This window comes from Pseudomonas sp. ASL4, from assembly GCF_056680395.1.
Genome location: NZ_CM155280.1, coordinates 6,786,602 through 6,802,978, shown reverse-complemented (window position 1 = coordinate 6,802,978; position 16,377 = coordinate 6,786,602). Strand labels below are relative to the sequence as shown.

Annotated in this window: 18 protein-coding genes and 1 pseudogene; 9 read left to right on the top strand and 10 right to left on the bottom strand. The window is 58.5% G+C overall.

The window, feature by feature from the left end; all coding sequences use genetic code 11:
* Positions 1-468 (top strand): recombination regulator RecX, encoded by a 468-nt coding sequence (gene recX, locus AC1MEW_RS31150; protein WP_480424749.1) that lies wholly within the window; start codon positions 1-3, stop codon positions 466-468.
* 50 nt (positions 469-518) lie between these two features.
* Here the strand turns inward: recX and AC1MEW_RS31145 are convergent, their stop codons facing one another.
* Complete coding sequence (locus tag AC1MEW_RS31145; RefSeq protein ID WP_480424748.1) at positions 519-1,637, bottom strand: LOG family protein; 1,119 nt, start codon at positions 1,635-1,637, stop codon at positions 519-521.
* Positions 1,638-2,101: 464 nt separating this feature from the next.
* On the opposite strand from AC1MEW_RS31145, the gene AC1MEW_RS31140 reads away from it, so the two are divergent.
* Positions 2,102-2,296, top strand: coding sequence for a hypothetical protein (locus AC1MEW_RS31140; protein ID WP_480424746.1), 195 nt, complete (start codon positions 2,102-2,104; stop codon positions 2,294-2,296).
* Here the strand turns inward: AC1MEW_RS31140 and AC1MEW_RS31135 are convergent, their stop codons facing one another.
* Positions 2,297-2,722 carry a PA3611 family quorum-sensing-regulated virulence factor gene (locus tag AC1MEW_RS31135; protein ID WP_201201189.1) on the bottom strand — a complete coding sequence of 142 codons (426 nt, stop codon included), beginning with the start codon at positions 2,720-2,722 and terminating at the stop codon, positions 2,297-2,299.
* Positions 2,723-2,913: 191 nt separating this feature from the next.
* Here AC1MEW_RS31135 and AC1MEW_RS31130 point away from each other — a divergent pair, with 191 nt between their 5' ends.
* From AC1MEW_RS31130 to AC1MEW_RS31120, 3 genes are all read left to right on the top strand, one after another.
* Positions 2,914-3,672 (top strand): tRNA-uridine aminocarboxypropyltransferase, encoded by a 759-nt coding sequence (locus AC1MEW_RS31130; RefSeq protein ID WP_322270699.1) that lies wholly within the window; start codon positions 2,914-2,916, stop codon positions 3,670-3,672.
* Positions 3,673-3,912: 240 nt separating this feature from the next.
* Positions 3,913-4,563 carry a response regulator transcription factor ErdR gene (gene erdR / locus AC1MEW_RS31125; protein WP_201201191.1) on the top strand — a complete coding sequence of 217 codons (651 nt, stop codon included), beginning with the start codon at positions 3,913-3,915 and terminating at the stop codon, positions 4,561-4,563.
* Positions 4,564-4,639: 76 nt separating this feature from the next.
* Complete coding sequence (locus tag AC1MEW_RS31120) at positions 4,640-5,002, top strand: diacylglycerol kinase (RefSeq protein WP_046029258.1); 363 nt, start codon at positions 4,640-4,642, stop codon at positions 5,000-5,002.
* Here the strand turns inward: AC1MEW_RS31120 and AC1MEW_RS31115 are convergent.
* The gene (locus AC1MEW_RS31115; protein ID WP_201195435.1) at positions 4,999-5,925 is read right to left on the bottom strand and encodes a LysR family transcriptional regulator; all 927 of its coding nucleotides are present in this window, start codon (positions 5,923-5,925) and stop codon (positions 4,999-5,001) included. The genes AC1MEW_RS31120 and AC1MEW_RS31115 overlap by 4 nt on opposite strands.
* A 148-nt stretch (positions 5,926-6,073) precedes the next feature.
* Here AC1MEW_RS31115 and fpr point away from each other — a divergent pair, with 148 nt between their 5' ends.
* Entirely contained in the window at positions 6,074-6,853 is a 780-nt protein-coding gene (gene fpr, locus AC1MEW_RS31110; RefSeq protein WP_003443014.1) for a ferredoxin-NADP reductase, read from the top strand.
* Between the two features lie 106 nt (positions 6,854-6,959).
* Here fpr and tsaA read toward each other — a convergent pair whose 3' ends face one another.
* The 6 genes from tsaA to rimO form a co-directional block, all read right to left on the bottom strand.
* Positions 6,960-7,661: a tRNA (N6-threonylcarbamoyladenosine(37)-N6)-methyltransferase TrmO gene (gene tsaA / locus AC1MEW_RS31105; RefSeq protein WP_201201192.1), complete on the bottom strand. Its 702-nt coding sequence runs from the start codon at positions 7,659-7,661 to the stop codon at positions 6,960-6,962.
* A 187-nt stretch (positions 7,662-7,848) separates the two neighbouring features.
* The gene (locus tag AC1MEW_RS31100) at positions 7,849-8,619 is read right to left on the bottom strand and encodes an SDR family oxidoreductase (protein WP_201201193.1); all 771 of its coding nucleotides are present in this window, start codon (positions 8,617-8,619) and stop codon (positions 7,849-7,851) included.
* 215 nt (positions 8,620-8,834) lie between these two features.
* Positions 8,835-9,305 carry a YehS family protein gene (locus AC1MEW_RS31095; protein ID WP_201256031.1) on the bottom strand — a complete coding sequence of 157 codons (471 nt, stop codon included), beginning with the start codon at positions 9,303-9,305 and terminating at the stop codon, positions 8,835-8,837.
* A gap of 75 nt (positions 9,306-9,380) precedes the next feature.
* A complete protein-coding gene (locus AC1MEW_RS31090; RefSeq protein WP_201201197.1) occupies positions 9,381-10,091 on the bottom strand; it encodes an rRNA pseudouridine synthase in 711 nt (236 codons plus the stop codon).
* 199 nt (positions 10,092-10,290) lie between these two features.
* Positions 10,291-10,764 carry an acetyltransferase gene (locus AC1MEW_RS31085; protein ID WP_201256030.1) on the bottom strand — a complete coding sequence of 158 codons (474 nt, stop codon included), beginning with the start codon at positions 10,762-10,764 and terminating at the stop codon, positions 10,291-10,293.
* Positions 10,765-10,876: 112 nt separating this feature from the next.
* The gene (rimO, locus tag AC1MEW_RS31080) at positions 10,877-12,214 is read right to left on the bottom strand and encodes a 30S ribosomal protein S12 methylthiotransferase RimO (RefSeq protein WP_201201202.1); all 1,338 of its coding nucleotides are present in this window, start codon (positions 12,212-12,214) and stop codon (positions 10,877-10,879) included.
* A gap of 359 nt (positions 12,215-12,573) precedes the next feature.
* Here rimO and AC1MEW_RS31075 point away from each other — a divergent pair, with 359 nt between their 5' ends.
* Positions 12,574-14,475: a potassium transporter Kup gene (locus AC1MEW_RS31075; protein ID WP_201201203.1), complete on the top strand. Its 1,902-nt coding sequence runs from the start codon at positions 12,574-12,576 to the stop codon at positions 14,473-14,475.
* Between the two features lie 205 nt (positions 14,476-14,680).
* Here the strand turns inward: AC1MEW_RS31075 and AC1MEW_RS31070 are convergent.
* Positions 14,681-15,005: pseudogene (locus tag AC1MEW_RS31070) on the bottom strand (DUF3077 domain-containing protein).
* A gap of 705 nt (positions 15,006-15,710) precedes the next feature.
* Here AC1MEW_RS31070 and AC1MEW_RS31065 point away from each other — a divergent pair.
* Both AC1MEW_RS31065 and AC1MEW_RS31060 read left to right on the top strand, forming a co-directional pair.
* Positions 15,711-16,001 carry a type II toxin-antitoxin system Phd/YefM family antitoxin gene (locus AC1MEW_RS31065; RefSeq protein ID WP_201256029.1) on the top strand — a complete coding sequence of 97 codons (291 nt, stop codon included), beginning with the start codon at positions 15,711-15,713 and terminating at the stop codon, positions 15,999-16,001.
* Between the two features lie 11 nt (positions 16,002-16,012).
* Positions 16,013-16,300: a type II toxin-antitoxin system RelE family toxin gene (locus tag AC1MEW_RS31060; RefSeq protein ID WP_201256028.1), complete on the top strand. Its 288-nt coding sequence runs from the start codon at positions 16,013-16,015 to the stop codon at positions 16,298-16,300.
* Positions 16,301-16,377: the final 77 nt, after the last annotated feature.

The window sequence follows — 16,377 nt, the reverse complement described above, 5'->3', positions numbered from 1 at the left end:
ATGACCGCCGTACTCGATACACTCGTCGCGGTGCGGCGAACCGCAATGGACCTGCTCGCACGACGCGAGCACGGTCGAGTCGAGCTGACGCGTAAACTGCGTCAGCGCGGCGCTCTCCCTGAAATGATCGACACAGCACTCGACCGGCTGACGGAAGAAGGGCTGCTGTCCGAATCCCGTTACCTCGAAAGCTTCGTTTCCTACCGTGCCCGTTCCGGTTACGGCCCTTTGCGCATTCGTGAAGAGCTGGGCCAGCACGGCCTGCAACGTACCGATATCGAGCTTGCCTTGCGCGAAAGCGGTATCAACTGGCACGAACAACTGGAAGACACCTGGCGGCGCAAGTTTGCCGGGCACTTACCGATAGACATGCGCGAGCGTGCCAAGCAAGGGCGCTTCCTGGCTTATCGGGGTTTTTCCATGGAGATGATCAACCGCTTGTTCAGCGGTCGAGGAATGGACGATTAAATAAAAACGGCCCGCTATTTCGATAGCGGGCCGTTTTTTTTGCCTTTTATTTAGGTCACTTTGGACGGTTCCCGAGTGCGCTGCTGCGCCTGGGGTTTGGGCTGCGCCCAGTTTTCCGGCAGGTTGATAAAGTCCACCAACTCCCGCAAGCGCCCATGATCACGGGCGTTGAAGGTGAAGGCCAGTCGCACTAGATGGCTGAACTGCGGCTCATCGTGCTCCTCACCGGCGTAGGTATGCTGATGGAAGTGGTCGCTCAGGCACAGGTCGGCGAATGCCGTCTGCATGTGTTCGAGCGCTCCGTCGCTGAGCTTGTGATTCATGCGAATCACAAATTGATGCTTGAGCCAGCGGCTGGAGTGGAAGTTGCTGTAGAACTGGTTGATCTGCTCCACCGCCTCTTCGGCGCTGTAGACCAGGCTCACCAGCTTCATGTCGGTGGGCAGGATGTAGCGATTCTCCTCCAGTTGATGGTGGATGAAGTCCAGTGCGCCTTGCCAGAACTTGCCACCCGGCGTATCCAGCAACACCACTGGTACTAGTGGGCTTTTGCCGGTCTGGATCAGGGTCAGCACTTCCAGTGCTTCGTCCAGCGTACCGAAACCGCCCGGGCACAGGACCAGCGCGTCGGCTTCCTTGACGAAGAACAGCTTGCGGGTAAAAAAGAAGTGGAAGGACAGCAGGTTGGTGGTGCCCTGGACAGTAGGGTTGGCATGCTGCTCGAAGGGCAGCGTGATGTTGAACCCCAGGCTGTGTTCCAGGCCGGCGCCTTCATGGGCTGCCGCCATGATGCCGCCGCCGGCACCGGTAATGACCATCAGGTCCGAGCGCGCCAACGCGGCGCCGAGCTCTCGGGCCATGCCATACAACGGGTGTTCGATCGGTGTGCGGGCAGAGCCGAACACAGTGACTTTGCGCCGCCCTTTGAACTGTTCCAGCACACGGAAAGCATGCTCCAGTTCGCGCAGGGCTTGCAGGGTGATCTTGGCGTTCCAGCGGTTGTGATCTTCCTGGGCCATGCGCAGCACGGTCAGGATCATGTCGCGGTAAATCGGGATGTTGGGGCTGTTGGGTGAAACCAGGTTGAGTTGCTCTTCGACCTTGCTGGTGAGGTCGTGGCCGCTTTCTTCGAAATGACGGCTGAGGAGGTCATTCGGTTGGTAAGGCATTCAACTTCTCCTTATGCACAGAACCCTTGGCTCCGACAAAACAGTCGTCGCCGCGACACTCCGTGTGTCGCTGTCTGCCCAAGCCCTTGCCTGGGCGTTCCACCTGACCCGAGTTGCAATCGAGTCATCCATACAGGCTCTGTTTTTCCCTTGGATGAAAGAAACATTCGCACAACAAGACGCGTAATGGGCGGCCCCTTTGCGGCCCTGAAAAGTGAACATGACTATCTGAATCTAGACCTTCGCGGTGATTTGCGCTGACTTGATCATTGCGCCGCAAAGTCTTTCCTGGCAACCGCTTATTGACGATTCGCAACGTAGTTTCACCGCTCGTCTGAAGGCAAGCCCGGTAGCTGCGGCTCTGATTTACTAAGTTACAGGCGTGACACGACAACTTTGCGTCAATGGCAGTACGCAAGGTTCGCGCAGTTCAGGGATTTGAGTGTGCAGGGAGGCGGGAAATCATGGCCAGAGTGACTCTGGATATCGATGCGCAACTGTATCGATTGTTGAAATCGTCAGCCGAGGCCAATCATTTGAGTCTTGAGGAGGAGTGCTGCCGGCGTCTGGGCGGCGGCGAGCGCCGTTCGCGGTATTTGCAGGCCTTGCTGGCAGAACTGCGCGCCGAAGATGAACAGCGGCGCGCTAATGCTCGATAGTTACTTCTTCTTCGCAGGTGTGGCTTTCGGGCAATCAGATTCCTGATAGCTGGCGGAGCCGACCGAGCGGTTGGTCTTCACCTCGGTGAAGTCGTAACGCATGACCGCGCCTTTGGCCATCAGTTTGCGGAACGATGGGTTATTGCAGACAGAGGCACCCAGCTGGAAATACACAGCTTTTGGATCGGCACGCATCTGGTCGGCATGGCTGCTTTGCACGCTCAAGTGGTTGATCAGTACATTGCCTTCGACGGTGTAGCCCTGATCAAGAATGTCTTCGTTGATCGCCCGTGGCGTGCCGGCGCTGCTTTGTGCGGCGACGTTTCGCAGCTCTCTGTTGAGATTCTGCTCACTTAAGGAAGCAGCCTGAGCGCTGAAGGACGACGCCAGCAAAATGGCAGCGGTGGGAACGATAAGGCGCAGCATGAAACTCTCCTGGTTCAGTGACTGGTGGTTTCGACCAGCCACATGACTGTGCGTTCAGTGGCGGCGAATTATAGGGGAGCAGGCCCGGACGGTACAGGCTTGCACCGGCCGCTCTGGTAAACTGCCTGCACTTTTCTGCCTTGCCGAGTGCTTTTTGTGTCGATTTTTCTTACCTGTCGGCGTTGCCTGCGATGAATTCCGTCCCTGCTGAGTTTGCGGTAAACGCCGTCGCCCGTTTGCGCGATGAGCGTGAAGAGGCCGGCATCAAGCCGATTCAGGCCCGTGGCTGGCGCGCCACCCGTTGCCGCGCCTGCCGGGTGATCGAGAGCCATTGCCTGTGCGCCTGGCGTCCGCAGGTTGAAACCCGCTCCGGCGTGTGCCTGATCATGACCAACAAGGAAGTGTTCAAACCGAGCAACACCGGCTGGCTGATCGCTGATGTGGTGCGCGACAACCATGCGTTCATCTGGTCGCGTACCGAAGTCGATCAGCAACTGTTGGATCTGCTCGCCGACCCGCAATGGCAGCCTTACCTGGTGTTTCCGGGCGAATATGTCGAGCCTGAGCGGGTAACGAATACGGTCGACACCGATAGCGCCAAGCGGCCGCTGTTTATTCTGCTGGACGCGACGTGGACTGAAGCGCGGAAGATCTTCCGCAAGAGCCCTTACTTTGACCGGTTGCCGATCCTCAGCCTGCTGCCCGAAAAACTCTCCCGCTACCGCTTGCGTCGCTCGACCCGCAGCGAGCATCTGTGCACCGCCGAAGTGGCGGCGCTGTGCCTGGATCTGGCGGGGGATAACGACGCGGCATCGGCACTGGACGCTTACTTCGATGTGTTCAGCCAACATTACCTGGACGCCAAGCGTCAGCTGGATATGAACGTTTCAACCCCGGCCCACGCGGAACTGATGCCCTTCGTTCAAGGCGCGGCGCCGGTGATGTGCTGAGAGTCGCCCATACTGCAAACAGCGGGGCGGGCCACGCAACTTGACCACCCCGGCTTCGCTGGGCATGCTTGGCGCCGATTAGGGCGCGGCCAAGGTTTGATACGCCGTATTCTTTACGTGATAGCCACGTGATTGGCGTTGAACGTGCCCTGTTGGTGCAGCTCCGTGGCTGTACCTCGAGTTGTTTTGGCGAGGCCTGAATGCATCAGGCGTCCCATAAAAAACAGGATCATTTGAAAAATGGCCACATACGAAATCCTGATTGCCGATGACCATCCTCTTTTTCGTAGTGCCCTGCATCAAGCGTTGACCCTGGGCCTGGGCCCGGATGTCCGTCTGGTGGAAGTGGCGAGCATTGCCGAGCTGGAAACCCGCCTGGACGAAAAGGCCGACTGGGACCTGGTGCTACTGGACCTGAACATGCCGGGGGCCTACGGTTTTTCCGGGCTGGTGCTGTTGCGCGGTCAGTACCCGCAGATTCCGGTGGTGATGGTCTCGGCCCAGGAAGAAGCCTCGATCATGGTCAAGTCTCGTGAGTTTGGCGCCAGCGGTTTCATTCCCAAGTCGAGCGACCTGAGCGTTATTCAAAAAGCCGTGCGTGCGGTACTGGATGGCGATGTCTTCTGGCCGCCCCAGGCGTTCGAAGCCGTCATCGTCTCGGCGGAGGCAAAGGCTGCCAGCGAAGGGCTTGCGAGCCTGACGCCCCAACAGTTCCGGGTGTTGACCATGGTCTGTGAAGGCTTGCTGAACAAACAGATTGCCTACGAGCTGAGCGTTTCCGAAGCGACGATCAAGGCTCACGTGACGGCGATTTTCCGCAAGTTGAATGTGCGGACCCGGACCCAGGCAGCGTTACTCTTGCAACAACTTGAGTCAATTTCGAGTCACTAAGACGTGGCCTATTCACGCTTTTTTGACTTTCGTTACTCTAGCTTTCCCACTCCTTTTTGGTTCAGTTGCCCACGATATGTCACCTTTTAAAGGCCAGACCGGCCTAAAACGCATCCTTAACGCCTCCGGTTACTCGCTGGATGGCCTGCGCGCCGCCTTCACTGGCGAAGCGGCTTTTCGTCAGTTGGTGTTGCTCAACGTCATCCTGATTCCGATTTCGTTCTTCCTGAACGTCAGCCGCGTCGAACAGGCGTTGTTGATCGCCGTCTGTCTGCTGGCCCTGATCGTCGAGTTGCTCAATTCGGCGGTAGAAGCGGCCATCGACCGCATTTCCCTTGAATTGCACCCACTGTCCAAGAACGCCAAGGACATGGGCAGCGCCGCGCAATTCGTGGCGTTGAGCATGATTGCGCTGGTGTGGGCGGTGATTCTGCTTTAAGCGATGGTGGGCAGCACGATCTCGTCGCTGCGCTGAACCCCGGCGGTGAAGGCGCGGCACAGATCGAGGAATTCGCGCATCGCCGATGTCTGATATTTCTGTTTGTGCCAGATGAAATAGAACTGCCGCGCCAGGTCGAGATCCGGTGTCTCCACCGCGACCAAACTGCCGCGTCGAAAGGCATCCCGCAGCGCCAGCCGCGAAATACAGCCAATCCCCAAGCCTGACTCCACCGCGCGTTTGATCGCTTCGGTGTGTTCTAGCTCCAGGCGAATGTTCAGCGCGCTGCGATGGTGACGCATGGCCTGGTCAAAAGTCAGTCGCGTCCCCGAGCCTTGTTCGCGCAGGATCCAGGCCTCATGGGTCAGCTCTTCCATGCTCGCCGTGCCGCGTTTGGCCAGCGGATGCTGGGGGGCGCAGAACACCACCAACTCATCTTCGACCCAGCTTTGCACTTCGATGTCGGGGTGGCTGCAGTCGCCTTCGATTAGACCCAGATCAATTTCATAGTGGGCGACTTGTTGCACGATGTTGGCAGTGTTCTGCACATGCAGCTTCACTTGGCTTTCCGGATGGCGCTGCATGAAGCTGCCGATCAGCAACGTCGCCAGGTAATTGCCGATCGTCAGGGTCGCGCCGACCGCTAGCGAGCCGAAACCGGACTTGCCGTTAAGCAGGTCTTCGATTTCCTTGGCCTGGTCGAGCAGGGCCACCGCTTGGGGCAGCAGCTGTTTGCCGAGGGCGTTGAGGCTCAGCCGTTTGCCGGCGCGGTCGAACAACTGACAGCTGCACTGGCGCTCTAGCTCGGTGATCGAGGTGCTTGCCGCCGACTGCGAGAGGTTGAGCAGGCCCGCAGCACGGGACACGCTTTCCTGCTGAGCGACGGCGACGAAGACTTGAAGTTGACGCAGAGTAAATCGCATATCGATATAACCGATAACCCTTATCTTAATAATCCAGTTAACAGATATTGTGGCTGCCATTAGAATGCGATGCAATTGCGCGCAGCCGCTCTTTTTTGTGGAGCAGGCGCAGAGCACGCGCAGACCAATCTCCAGGAGTCCGACGTACATGAGCAACATGAACCACGAGCGTGTCCTCAGTGTTCATCACTGGAACGACACTCTGTTCAGCTTCAAGTGCACCCGCGACCCGGGCCTGCGCTTCGAGAACGGTCAGTTCGTGATGATCGGCCTGCAACAGCCCAACGGCCGCCCGCTTATGCGCGCTTACTCGATTGCCAGCCCGAACTGGGAAGAGCATCTCGAGTTCTTCAGCATCAAGGTGCCTGATGGTCCGCTGACTTCGCAGTTGCAGCATCTGAAGGAAGGCGACGAGATCATCATCAGCAAGAAGCCTACCGGCACGCTGGTGCTGGATGACTTGAAGCCTGGCAAACATTTGTACCTGCTCAGCACCGGTACTGGTCTGGCGCCGTTCATGAGCGTCATTCAGGACCCGGAAACCTACGAGCGTTTCGAAAAAGTGATCCTGTGCCACGGCGTACGTTACGTCAACGAAGTCGCTTACCGCGAATTCATCACCGAGCACCTGCCGCAGAACGAATTCTTCGGCGAAGCCCTGCGTGACAAGTTGATCTACTACCCAACCGTGACCCGCGAGCCGTTTGAGAACGAAGGTCGCCTGACCGACCTGATGCGCAGCGGCAAGCTGTTCAGCGATATCGGTCTGCCACCGATCAACCCGCAGGACGACCGCGCCATGCTGTGCGGCAGCCCGAGCATGCTCGACGAAACCAGCGAAGTGCTGAACAGCTTCGGCCTGAAAGTTTCGCCGCGGATGCGCGAGCCGGGTGACTACCTGATCGAGCGTGCGTTCGTCGAGAAGTAAGCACACCGCATCACTGAAAAGCCCCCATTGCCTGTGCAGGCGATGGGGGCTTTTTTATGCCTGACACAATCCTCCGTAGGAGCTGACGAGTGAAACGAGGCTGCTCCTACGTGTTGGGAACCGGGATGACTTCGAGGACTCGGATCACCCCGGCCTCCGGGTAATGCCAGCGCACATCCAGATCCCAGAACTGTGCGCCATATTCCCTTTCCGGCGTAGGAATCTGGTACGCCGGACGTGGGTCTTGTGCCAGGCATTGCTCAATCAGCGCCACTAACGGCTCGTCAAGGCGCTGAGCATGTGCGTGAGCCTGTTGCAGCGCCGAATCCGTCCACTGCACGGGAATCAGCTGCGGCGCGGCGCTGGCGATGCTATTGGACGCCGTGTCGATGATGTCGGCGTAAGGCACGTAGGGTTTGATGTCGAGAATCGGCGTGCCGTCGAGCAAGTCGATCCCGGAAATCCACAGCCGATTGGCTTCAACCTTGTCCAGTTTGACCACTGACTGGCCGATCCCGTTGGGCCGATGCGTCGCACGAGTGGCGAACACGCCCATGGATTTATTACCGCCGAGGCGAGGAGGGCGGACTTTGAGTCGTGGCTTTTCTTCCAGGGCCTGATGGAACAGGAACAGCAGCCAGACATGGCTGACCTGCTCCAGCCCTTGCACCGCATCGCCTTGATCGAACGGCGCCACCAGCTCCAACACACCGCGAGCGGCCGGGGCCAGTTGCGGTTGGCGCGGGATGGCGAATTTCTCCTTGAAGCAGGAGCGCACGAAGCCGATGGGGGAAACGCTGTAGGTCATGGTCTGGGGTCGAAGCGGGGTAGGAGGCGGGCATGATAACCCGATCGCCCTCAGGTTCGGTGGCGCCTGTCAGTCCGTCATCGCGAGCAAGCTCGCTCCCACAGGGGACCTGCTGGGTTCACAAAATTTGTGACCACCCCGGATCAATTGTGGGAGCGAGCTTGCTCGCGAAGGCCGCGCCGCCGATCTAGAGACTAAACCCACCATCCAGCGGAATAATATTCCCGGTCATATACGCCCCAGCCGTACTCGCCAAACTGATCGCCAGCGCCGCCATCTCTTCCTCCCGGCCCCAGCGCTTCATCGGAATCAACGCCGTATCCTCCGCCAATGCTTTCTCATCACTGCCAATGTGCTGGGTCATCTTGCTCGGGAAACGTCCCGGCGCGATCACGTTGACGTTGATGTGCTGGCTGACCAGTTCCCGCGCCAGAATCCTCGACAGTTGATGCAGGGCCGCCTTGCTCGGCCCGTAGGCATAAGCCTGTTCACCGAAGGAAGAAATCCCTGCCACCGACCCAATGTTGATGATCCGCGCCGGATTCGCCGCCGATCCGCCCTTGCGCAGCAGCGGCAGAAACTGCTGGATGCAGTTGAACACCGAGGTCACATTCAGTTGCATGACCTTCTCCCAACCCTTGATCGGGTAGCTTTCCAGCGGCGCGCCCCACGTGGTGCCGGCGTTGTTGACCAGAATGTCGAGATGGGTGATCTGCTCGCCCAGCCGCGTAGCCAGTTGCAGCACGCCTTCTTCGGTGGCCAGGTTGGCCGCCAAGCCGTGGCAGCGACCAAACGCGCTCAGCTCCTCGGCCGTTTGCAGGCAGGCCTCGGCATCCCGCGCGCAGACGTACACCGTGGCGCCGGCCTCGACATAAGCCTTGGCGATCATTTTGCCGATACCACGGGTGCCGCCGGTCACCAGGGCGGTGCGGCCTTGCAGGGAAAAGTAGGGGTGCATGGCGAATCCTGAGTGCGGAGGGTCAATACACCCTAGCCGTCAGCCGCCAAAAGCGGAGCCACTATTTTTGCGAGGAATGGGGGGCCATACGGCTAAGCCCTGAACCGCCACCATCCGTGTAGGAGCTGCCGCAGGCTGCGATCTTTTGACTTTGATTTTTAAGGTCCAGATCAAAAGATCGCAGCCTGCGGCAGCTCCTACAGGGGCCGCGCCGATTACTGCGGACGAACGCGCAGGGTCAGGCCCTTGAGGAAGTTGCGCAGCAACTGGTCGCCACAGGTGCGGTAGTTGGTGTGGCCAAATTTGCGGAACAGCGCGCTCAGCTCAGGCTTGGACACCGGGAACTCGGAGGCCTTGAGGATCGCGTGCATGTCGTCTTCTTTCAGTTCGAAGGCCACGCGCAGTTTCTTCAGGATGATGTTGTTGGTCACCGGCGTTTCGATCGGCTGCGGCGGACGGCTTTCGTCCTTGCCACGCTTGAAGATCACCAAACCATCGAGGAAATGCGCCATGACGTCGTCCGGGCAGCGTACGAAGCCTTCCTCGTCTTCCTCTTTTTTATCGAGGTAGGTCAGCAGGTCTTCCATGGACACGTCCATGCCGCCGGTCTTGATGATCTCGATGACTTTCTTGTCGCTGATGTCGAGCATGTAGCGCACGCTGCGCAGTACGTCGTTGTGAATCATGGTGTGCAATCCTGATATTCGGCAGTGGGCGCCGCATAAACAGCGGCGCCGAGATGTAGGGCGGCGGGGAAAGTCTTAGAACTTCTCTTTGCCGGACAGGTAGCGCCATTGCCCCAGCGGCACTTTGCCGATGGACACGCCGCCGATGCGGATGCGGCGGATGGCGACGACCTTCAGACCAACGGCCTGGCAGAACAGGGCAATGACGCCCGGTTGTGGGTTCTTCATCGCAAAGCGCAGACGGTTTTCGTTCTGCCAACTGGCCTTGACCGGCGGCAGTTCCTTGCCCTTGTAAGTCAGGCCATGGTTCAGGCGATTGAGGCCGTGAGCCACCATCTCGCCTTCAACTTCGACCACATACTCTTGTTCGATTTTCGCGGAATCGGCGGTGAGCTTGCGCAGGATCTTCCAGTCCTGGGTGAACACCAGAAGACCGCTGGCGTTGGCCTGCAGGTCGGTGCTGGCGGTCAGGCGCAGGAAGTGGCCCTTGAGCGGACGTTTGCTGAAGCGGTGTTCTTCGCTCAGGGTCTCGGCGCTGATGGTTGCCATCGCCGTTTCCGCATCCACGCCCACGGGCACGTTCAGCAGAATCGTCACCGGCTCCGGCGCAGTGGCCTGGGCCTGCGGATCGAGCTCGACTTTCTGGTTCTCGACCTTGAACTGCGGCTCGTCGATGACTTCGCCGTCCACGGTGACCCAGCCGCCCTCGATGAACAGCTCAGCCTCCCGACGGGAACAGCCGACGAGTTCGATGAGGCGTTTGGAGAGACGAATCGGGTCAGTCATGACAGGGCCGTAACAAAAAGGGGGTGGGCATTGTACCTGCTGGGCGCCGGTTAATCCCGGCTCCATTTGCGCCATATGGCTTTTTGTGGGAGCGGGCTTGCTCGCGAAAGCGGTAGATCAGTCAAAACATCTGTTGAATGACACACCGCATTCGTCGGAACGCCGCCCGGAGCAAGCTCGCTCCCACACTGTTTTGTGTTCAGCCATTGCGCGCCAGTTGTTGATTTTGGCGCATACGCATGTGCAACAGCGGATAAGGCTGGCCCATACCATCGACTTCCGAGCGGCCAATCACCTCGAAACCCTGCTTGAAGTAAAACCCCAGGGCTTGCGGGTTCTGTTCGTTGACGTCCAGTTCATCGGCGTTCAGGTGTTCCAGGGCATAGCGCAGCAGTTGCTTGCCCAGCCCTTGGCCGCGATGGGCCGGATCAATGAAGAGCATTTCGACCTTGCCCGCTGCGACACCCGCGAACCCGGTGATGCGCTGGCGCGAATCTTTGGTGCAGACCAGCATCACCGCGTCGAGGTAGCGGGTCAGCACCATGTTCTTCAGCAGTTCGATGTAGCTGTCCGGCAAAAAGTCGTGGGTGGCGCGCACCGAGGCCTCCCAGACCCGGGTGAGTTCTTCGTAGTCGCTCTGTTTCGGTGTGTGGATGACCGAATGTCGGCGCATGGCCCGATGCCCCTCGTTTTGTGAATGATGCGAGTCCTTTCTCCACAAAACGATAGACGTAAAAAAGCCCCGCATCTCGTCAAGAGAGCGGGGCTTTTCGTATTTTTTGCGTTTAGATCTGTTCAGCCCACAGGTCGTATTCGTCGGCGTCGGTCACTTTGCACCAGACTTTGTCGCCAGGCTTCAAGTTGCTGCCGTTGTCGATGAACACGTTGCCGTCGATTTCCGGGGCGTCGAAGAAGCAGCGGCCGACTGCGCCTTGCTCGTCGACTTCGTCCACCAGCACTTCGATTTCACGGCCGACACGCAGTTGCAGGCGCGCCGAGCTGATGGCTTGTTGGTGCGCCATGAAGCGGTCCCAACGGTCTTGCTTGACGTCGTCCGGCACGATAGCCGCGTCCAGCAGGTTGGCCGGTGCGCCTTCGACCGGCGAGTACTGGAAGCAGCCGACGCGATCGAGTTGCGCTTCGGTCAGCCAGTCCAGCAGGTACTGGAAGTCTTCTTCGGTTTCGCCGGGGAAGCCGACGATGAAGGTCGAACGGATGATCAGGTCCGGGCAGATCACGCGCCAGTTCTTGATTCGTGCCAGGGTCTTGTCTTCGAAGGCCGGGCGTTTCATGGCTTTCAGGACTTTCGGGCTGGCGTGCTGGAACGGGATGTCCAGGTACGGCAGGATCTTGCCGGCGGCCATCAACGGGATCAGCTCGTCAACGTGCGGGTACGGGTAAACGTAGTGCAAGCGAACCCAGACGCCAAGGCTGCTCAGGGCTTCGCAGAGTTCGGTCATGCGGGTTTTGACCGGCGCGCCGTTCCAGAAACCGGTGCGGTACTTCACGTCGACGCCATAGGCACTGGTGTCTTGCGAGATCACCAACAGCTCTTTGACGCCGGCCTTGACCAGGCGCTGGGCCTCGTCGAGCACATCACCGACCGGACGGCTGACCAGTTTGCCGCGCATCGACGGGATGATGCAGAAGCTGCAGCTGTGGTTGCAGCCTTCGGAAATCTTCAGGTACGCGTAATGGCGCGGGGTCAGCTTGATGCCTTGCGGCGGCACCAGGTCGATCAGCGGGTTGTGATCCTGGCGCGGCGGCACGGCGTCGTGCACGGCGTTGACCACTTGCTCGTACTGCTGCGGACCGGTCACGGCCAGCACGCTTGGGTGTACTTTGCGAATGTTGCCTTCTTCGACGCCCATGCAGCCGGTCACGATGACCTTGCCGTTTTCCTTGATGGCTTCGCCGATTACTTCCAGGGATTCAGCCTTGGCCGAGTCGATGAAGCCGCAGGTGTTGACCACCACGACGTCGGCGTCCTCGTAAGTGGACACAACGTCATAGCCTTCCATGCGCAACTGGGTAAGGATGCGCTCGGAGTCGACCAGTGCTTTGGGGCAACCCAGGGATACGAAGCCAACCTTTGGATTGGCCGGCGCAGGAGTGGTGGACATGTCTAACCTCGGTATTTGTGACGCCTCCAGCCGTGATCGGCAAGGCGACGAACGGGCGCTTACGTCCTGTCTCGTGAATACGCTGTTTTTGACGTCGTCAAAAAGCAGCAGTGAGTCGCGAGACAGGACGTTTTGTGCGCCTCTGATCAAAAAGTGCGCAATTCTAGCGATGAGACGCGCACTTGACCAGCATTATGAGGGAAATGCGACGAGTGCTGCGCTATGCTTCGCGCCGTTACGCTTTACCGAATTTTTACAGTCAACAAATCGTCTGTAACCTTACGTAAAACAGCGCATGCTGCACGGCAAAGCATAGTGCTTCTTATAAGAAGTCCGGGTCTGAGTAGTAGGAGTTTTGGATGGGGCAGGCAAGTAGTCAGGCAGCGGGCGGCGAGCATTCGACAGCAAAACCGATCGGCATGCTGGTTGCGGCGGTCGGGGTGGTTTACGGCGATATCGGCACAAGCCCGCTGTACACCCTTAAAGAGGTTTTCTCTGGGCATTACGGTGTGCCGGTCAACCATGACGGGGTCTTCGGCATTCTGGCGCTGATCTTCTGGTCGTTGATCTGGGTCGTTTCGATCAAGTACGTGCTCTTTATTCTGCGCGCCGACAACCAGGGGGAAGGCGGGATTATGGCGCTGACCGCTCTGGCTCGTCGTGCGGCTTCGCCTTATCCGAGACTGCGTGCGGTGTTGGTGATTCTGGGGCTGATCGGCGCAGCGCTGTTTTATGGCGACAGCATGATCACCCCGGCGATCTCCGTGTTGTCGGCGGTGGAAGGTCTCGAATTGGCGTTCGATGGACTGGAACGCTGGGTCGTGCCGTTATCGCTGGTGGTGCTGGTGGCACTGTTCCTGATCCAGAAGCACGGTACAGATCGCATCGGCAAGTTGTTCGGCCCGGTCATGGTGTTGTGGTTTGTGGTGCTGGGCGGGCTCGGTGTCAGCGGCATCCTGAAGCATCCAGAAGTCCTCAATGCACTGAATCCAGTCTGGGGCGTGCGGTTCTTCACGGTGCATCCAGGCATGGGTTTGGCGATTCTCGGCGCCGTGGTGCTGGCGCTGACCGGTGCCGAGGCCTTGTACGCAGACATGGGCCACTTCGGTCGTAAACCGATCGCCCGTGCCTGGTTCGCCTTGGTGCTGCCGGCGCTGGTGCTGAACTACTTCGGTCAGGGCGCCTTGCTGCTGGGTGATCCGGAAGCGGCGCGTAACCCGTTCTACCTGTTGGCGCCGAACTGGGCGTTGATTCCGCTGGTGGTGTTGTCGACGCTGGCCACGGTGATCGCTTCGCAAGCGGTGATTTCCGGCGCGTTCTCGCTGACCCGCCAGGCGATCCAGTTGGGTTACATCCCGCGCATGCACATTCAGCACACTTCCAGTGCCGAGCAGGGGCAGATTTACATTGGCGCGGTGAACTGGGCGCTGATGGTCGGGGTGATCCTGCTGGTCATTGGCTTTGAATCTTCAAGCGCCCTGGCTTCGGCCTACGGTGTAGCAGTGACCGGGACCATGTTGATCACCAGTATTCTGGTGTCGGCGGTGATGTTGCTGCTATGGAAATGGCCACCGATACTGGCGGTGCCGATTCTGATTGGCTTCGTGCTGGTGGACGGGCTGTACTTCGCCGCCAACGTGCCGAAAATCATTCAGGGCGGTGCCTTTCCGGTGCTGGCGGGGATCGTGCTGTTTATCCTCATGACCACCTGGAAGCGCGGTAAAGAGTTGCTGGTGGATCGACTGGACGAGGGCGGCCTGCCGCTGCCGATCTTCATCAGCAGTATCCGTGTGCAGCCGCCGCATCGGGTCCAGGGCACTGCCGTGTTCCTGACCGCGCGCCCGGACGCTGTGCCCCACGCCTTGTTGCACAACCTGCTGCATAACCAGGTGTTGCATGAGCAAGTGGTGCTGCTGACCGTGGTGTACGAAGACATCCCGCGGGTACCGGCGCAACGACGCTTTGAAGTCGATTCCTACGGCGAAGGGTTCTTCCGGGTGATCCTGCACTTCGGCTTCACCGACGAGCCGGACGTGCCGCAAGCCCTGAAACTGTGCCACCTCGACGAGCTGGATTTCAGCCCGATGCGCACCACCTACTTCCTCAGCCGCGAGACGGTCATCGCCTCCAAGCTCGAAGGCATGGCGCGCTGGCGTGAGGCGCTGTTCGCCTTCATGCTGAAGAACGCCAACGGCAACCTGCGCTTCTTCAAGCTGCCGGTGAACCGGGTGATTGAGCTGGGTACTCAGGTCGAGATGTAAGCCCCATCAAAAAAGCCCCCGTTGCCGTTGAGGTAGCGGGGGCTTTTTTGTGTCTGGCGTCTCGTCCCGGAGGCAATGAAGATCCCCTGTGGGAGCGAGCTTGCTCGAGATGGCGGCCTATCAGTCAACATCAATGGTGAAGGTTAGTCCCTCATCGCGAGCAAGCTCGCTCCCACAGGAGGGCGGTGTATTCGTCTCGGTGCGTCTAGTTGCTTTCAGGCCGCTCTGCTTCGGATTCGGTCTTTGTCCGGGCAGGTCGCGGTGTCAGCACTTTCACCACATCATCGATCACAGCCTTGCTCATGGCCGTCAGGTAATGCGCAGCCCAGGCGTGACGGTCTGTCTTTGGCGTAGGCGGCATCTTCGGTAAATGATTTGGCGAGGGACAGCAGGTCGGAGGCTTGTGCCAATGCGTCGCCAATCGGGACGCCGGCGCTGACGTGGAACAGAGGTTTGTCTGGGCAGTAGATCAATGGCGTGAAGCCAATGGTTTTCAGGTCCGAAGGCGTGGACGGATTTGTTTTGGTCATGGTTTAACTCCTGGGTTCAAGGCTAGGAGCTGCCGCTTTCGTTACCACACGAAAGGGTGGCAGCTGTACGCAGGGTGGTAAACCGGGAACCAAGGAAACCGGCACGTCCGAAGACGTCCCACGCACAGCCGCCATATCGTGATGACAAACACAAGAAACTGCCTGTATTCGTAATGACTGCGCTGTTGCGCTGGTTTCGCCGGGTTACCACACCCGATCGCTGCATTTGCAGCGACGTCCGGAGAGTATCCCGTCGAAGAGAAAGCCAACAAGGCAGCAAAGTGCCCAAACGCACCCACTACGCAATTCTCGGAGTTTGCCTACAAGCTCGGCTGGCGTCATCTGATATTGCGACAGCTTTCAGCGAACGAAACTGAGTGGCGAGAGATTTTATAGGTTGGCGGAGTTCCTAAACAGTTGAGCTTGCCTGTTCCAGGCAGATCAGTTTGAACAGCAAAAGTACCGCTTGATTCTTCATTGGGCCTCGGTTCGCAACTGTCCTTTGTCCTGGGACTGAGGACAGTTGCAGCTTTTTTGTATGGCGCGTGTCAATTGGCTGACTCGTAAGGCTGTGTTGCTATTTTTTCGCATAAGTACGCTGTTCAGTAGATTCGCGTTTTTGTAGCTTGCTGTACGTCAAATTCGACGCAATACTCTGCGTAGAACTGTGTGTTCGAATTTGCATGATCGTGTAGAGAGGTAAGTATGACGGCATTATTAGAGCGTGCTGACCAGGCGATATCGGTGACCGCTATGGTCAGGGGATTCAGTGCGAGGCTTAAAGAAATCTCTAGCCGCGCTACCGAGAGGCTGGTCATCTTTAAGGACAATCAACCGGCAGCGGTCATTATCAACGTCGATGCGTACCAGGAAATGCTCGACGAGCTTGATAACTTACGAATTGAAGCTGCTGCCCGAGAGCGACTGAGCGGTTTTAATCAGTCGAAGGCAGTCAGTCACGACGATATGCGGGCTCGGTACGCGAAGAAAGACTAAAGGAGCTGTGGATGGTTTGGGGCGTTATCTATCATCCAGAGGTCCAGAAGGATCTGGACCTACTGGGGGCTGTAGCAGCAAACCGTATTCTTGATGTCATCGAAGAGCGGATTATCAACGGCGAGCCGGACAAGAGCGGTAAGCCGCTAAGAGTCAGCCTTGCAGGATGTAGAAGGATTCGGACAGGCGACACGCGTATCGTTTATCGGGTCGATGGCAAAGCTATCCAGGTGTTAATCGTCGCAGTCGGTGCCCGGCGTGACGAAGAGGTATACGACGCTGCAGAGCGCCGGCTCTAAATAAAGAGCCCTCGTTGCCTTATGGTGGCGGGGGCTTTTTTTTTCGGTCACATCACCGGAATGCACAGGGGATTGGT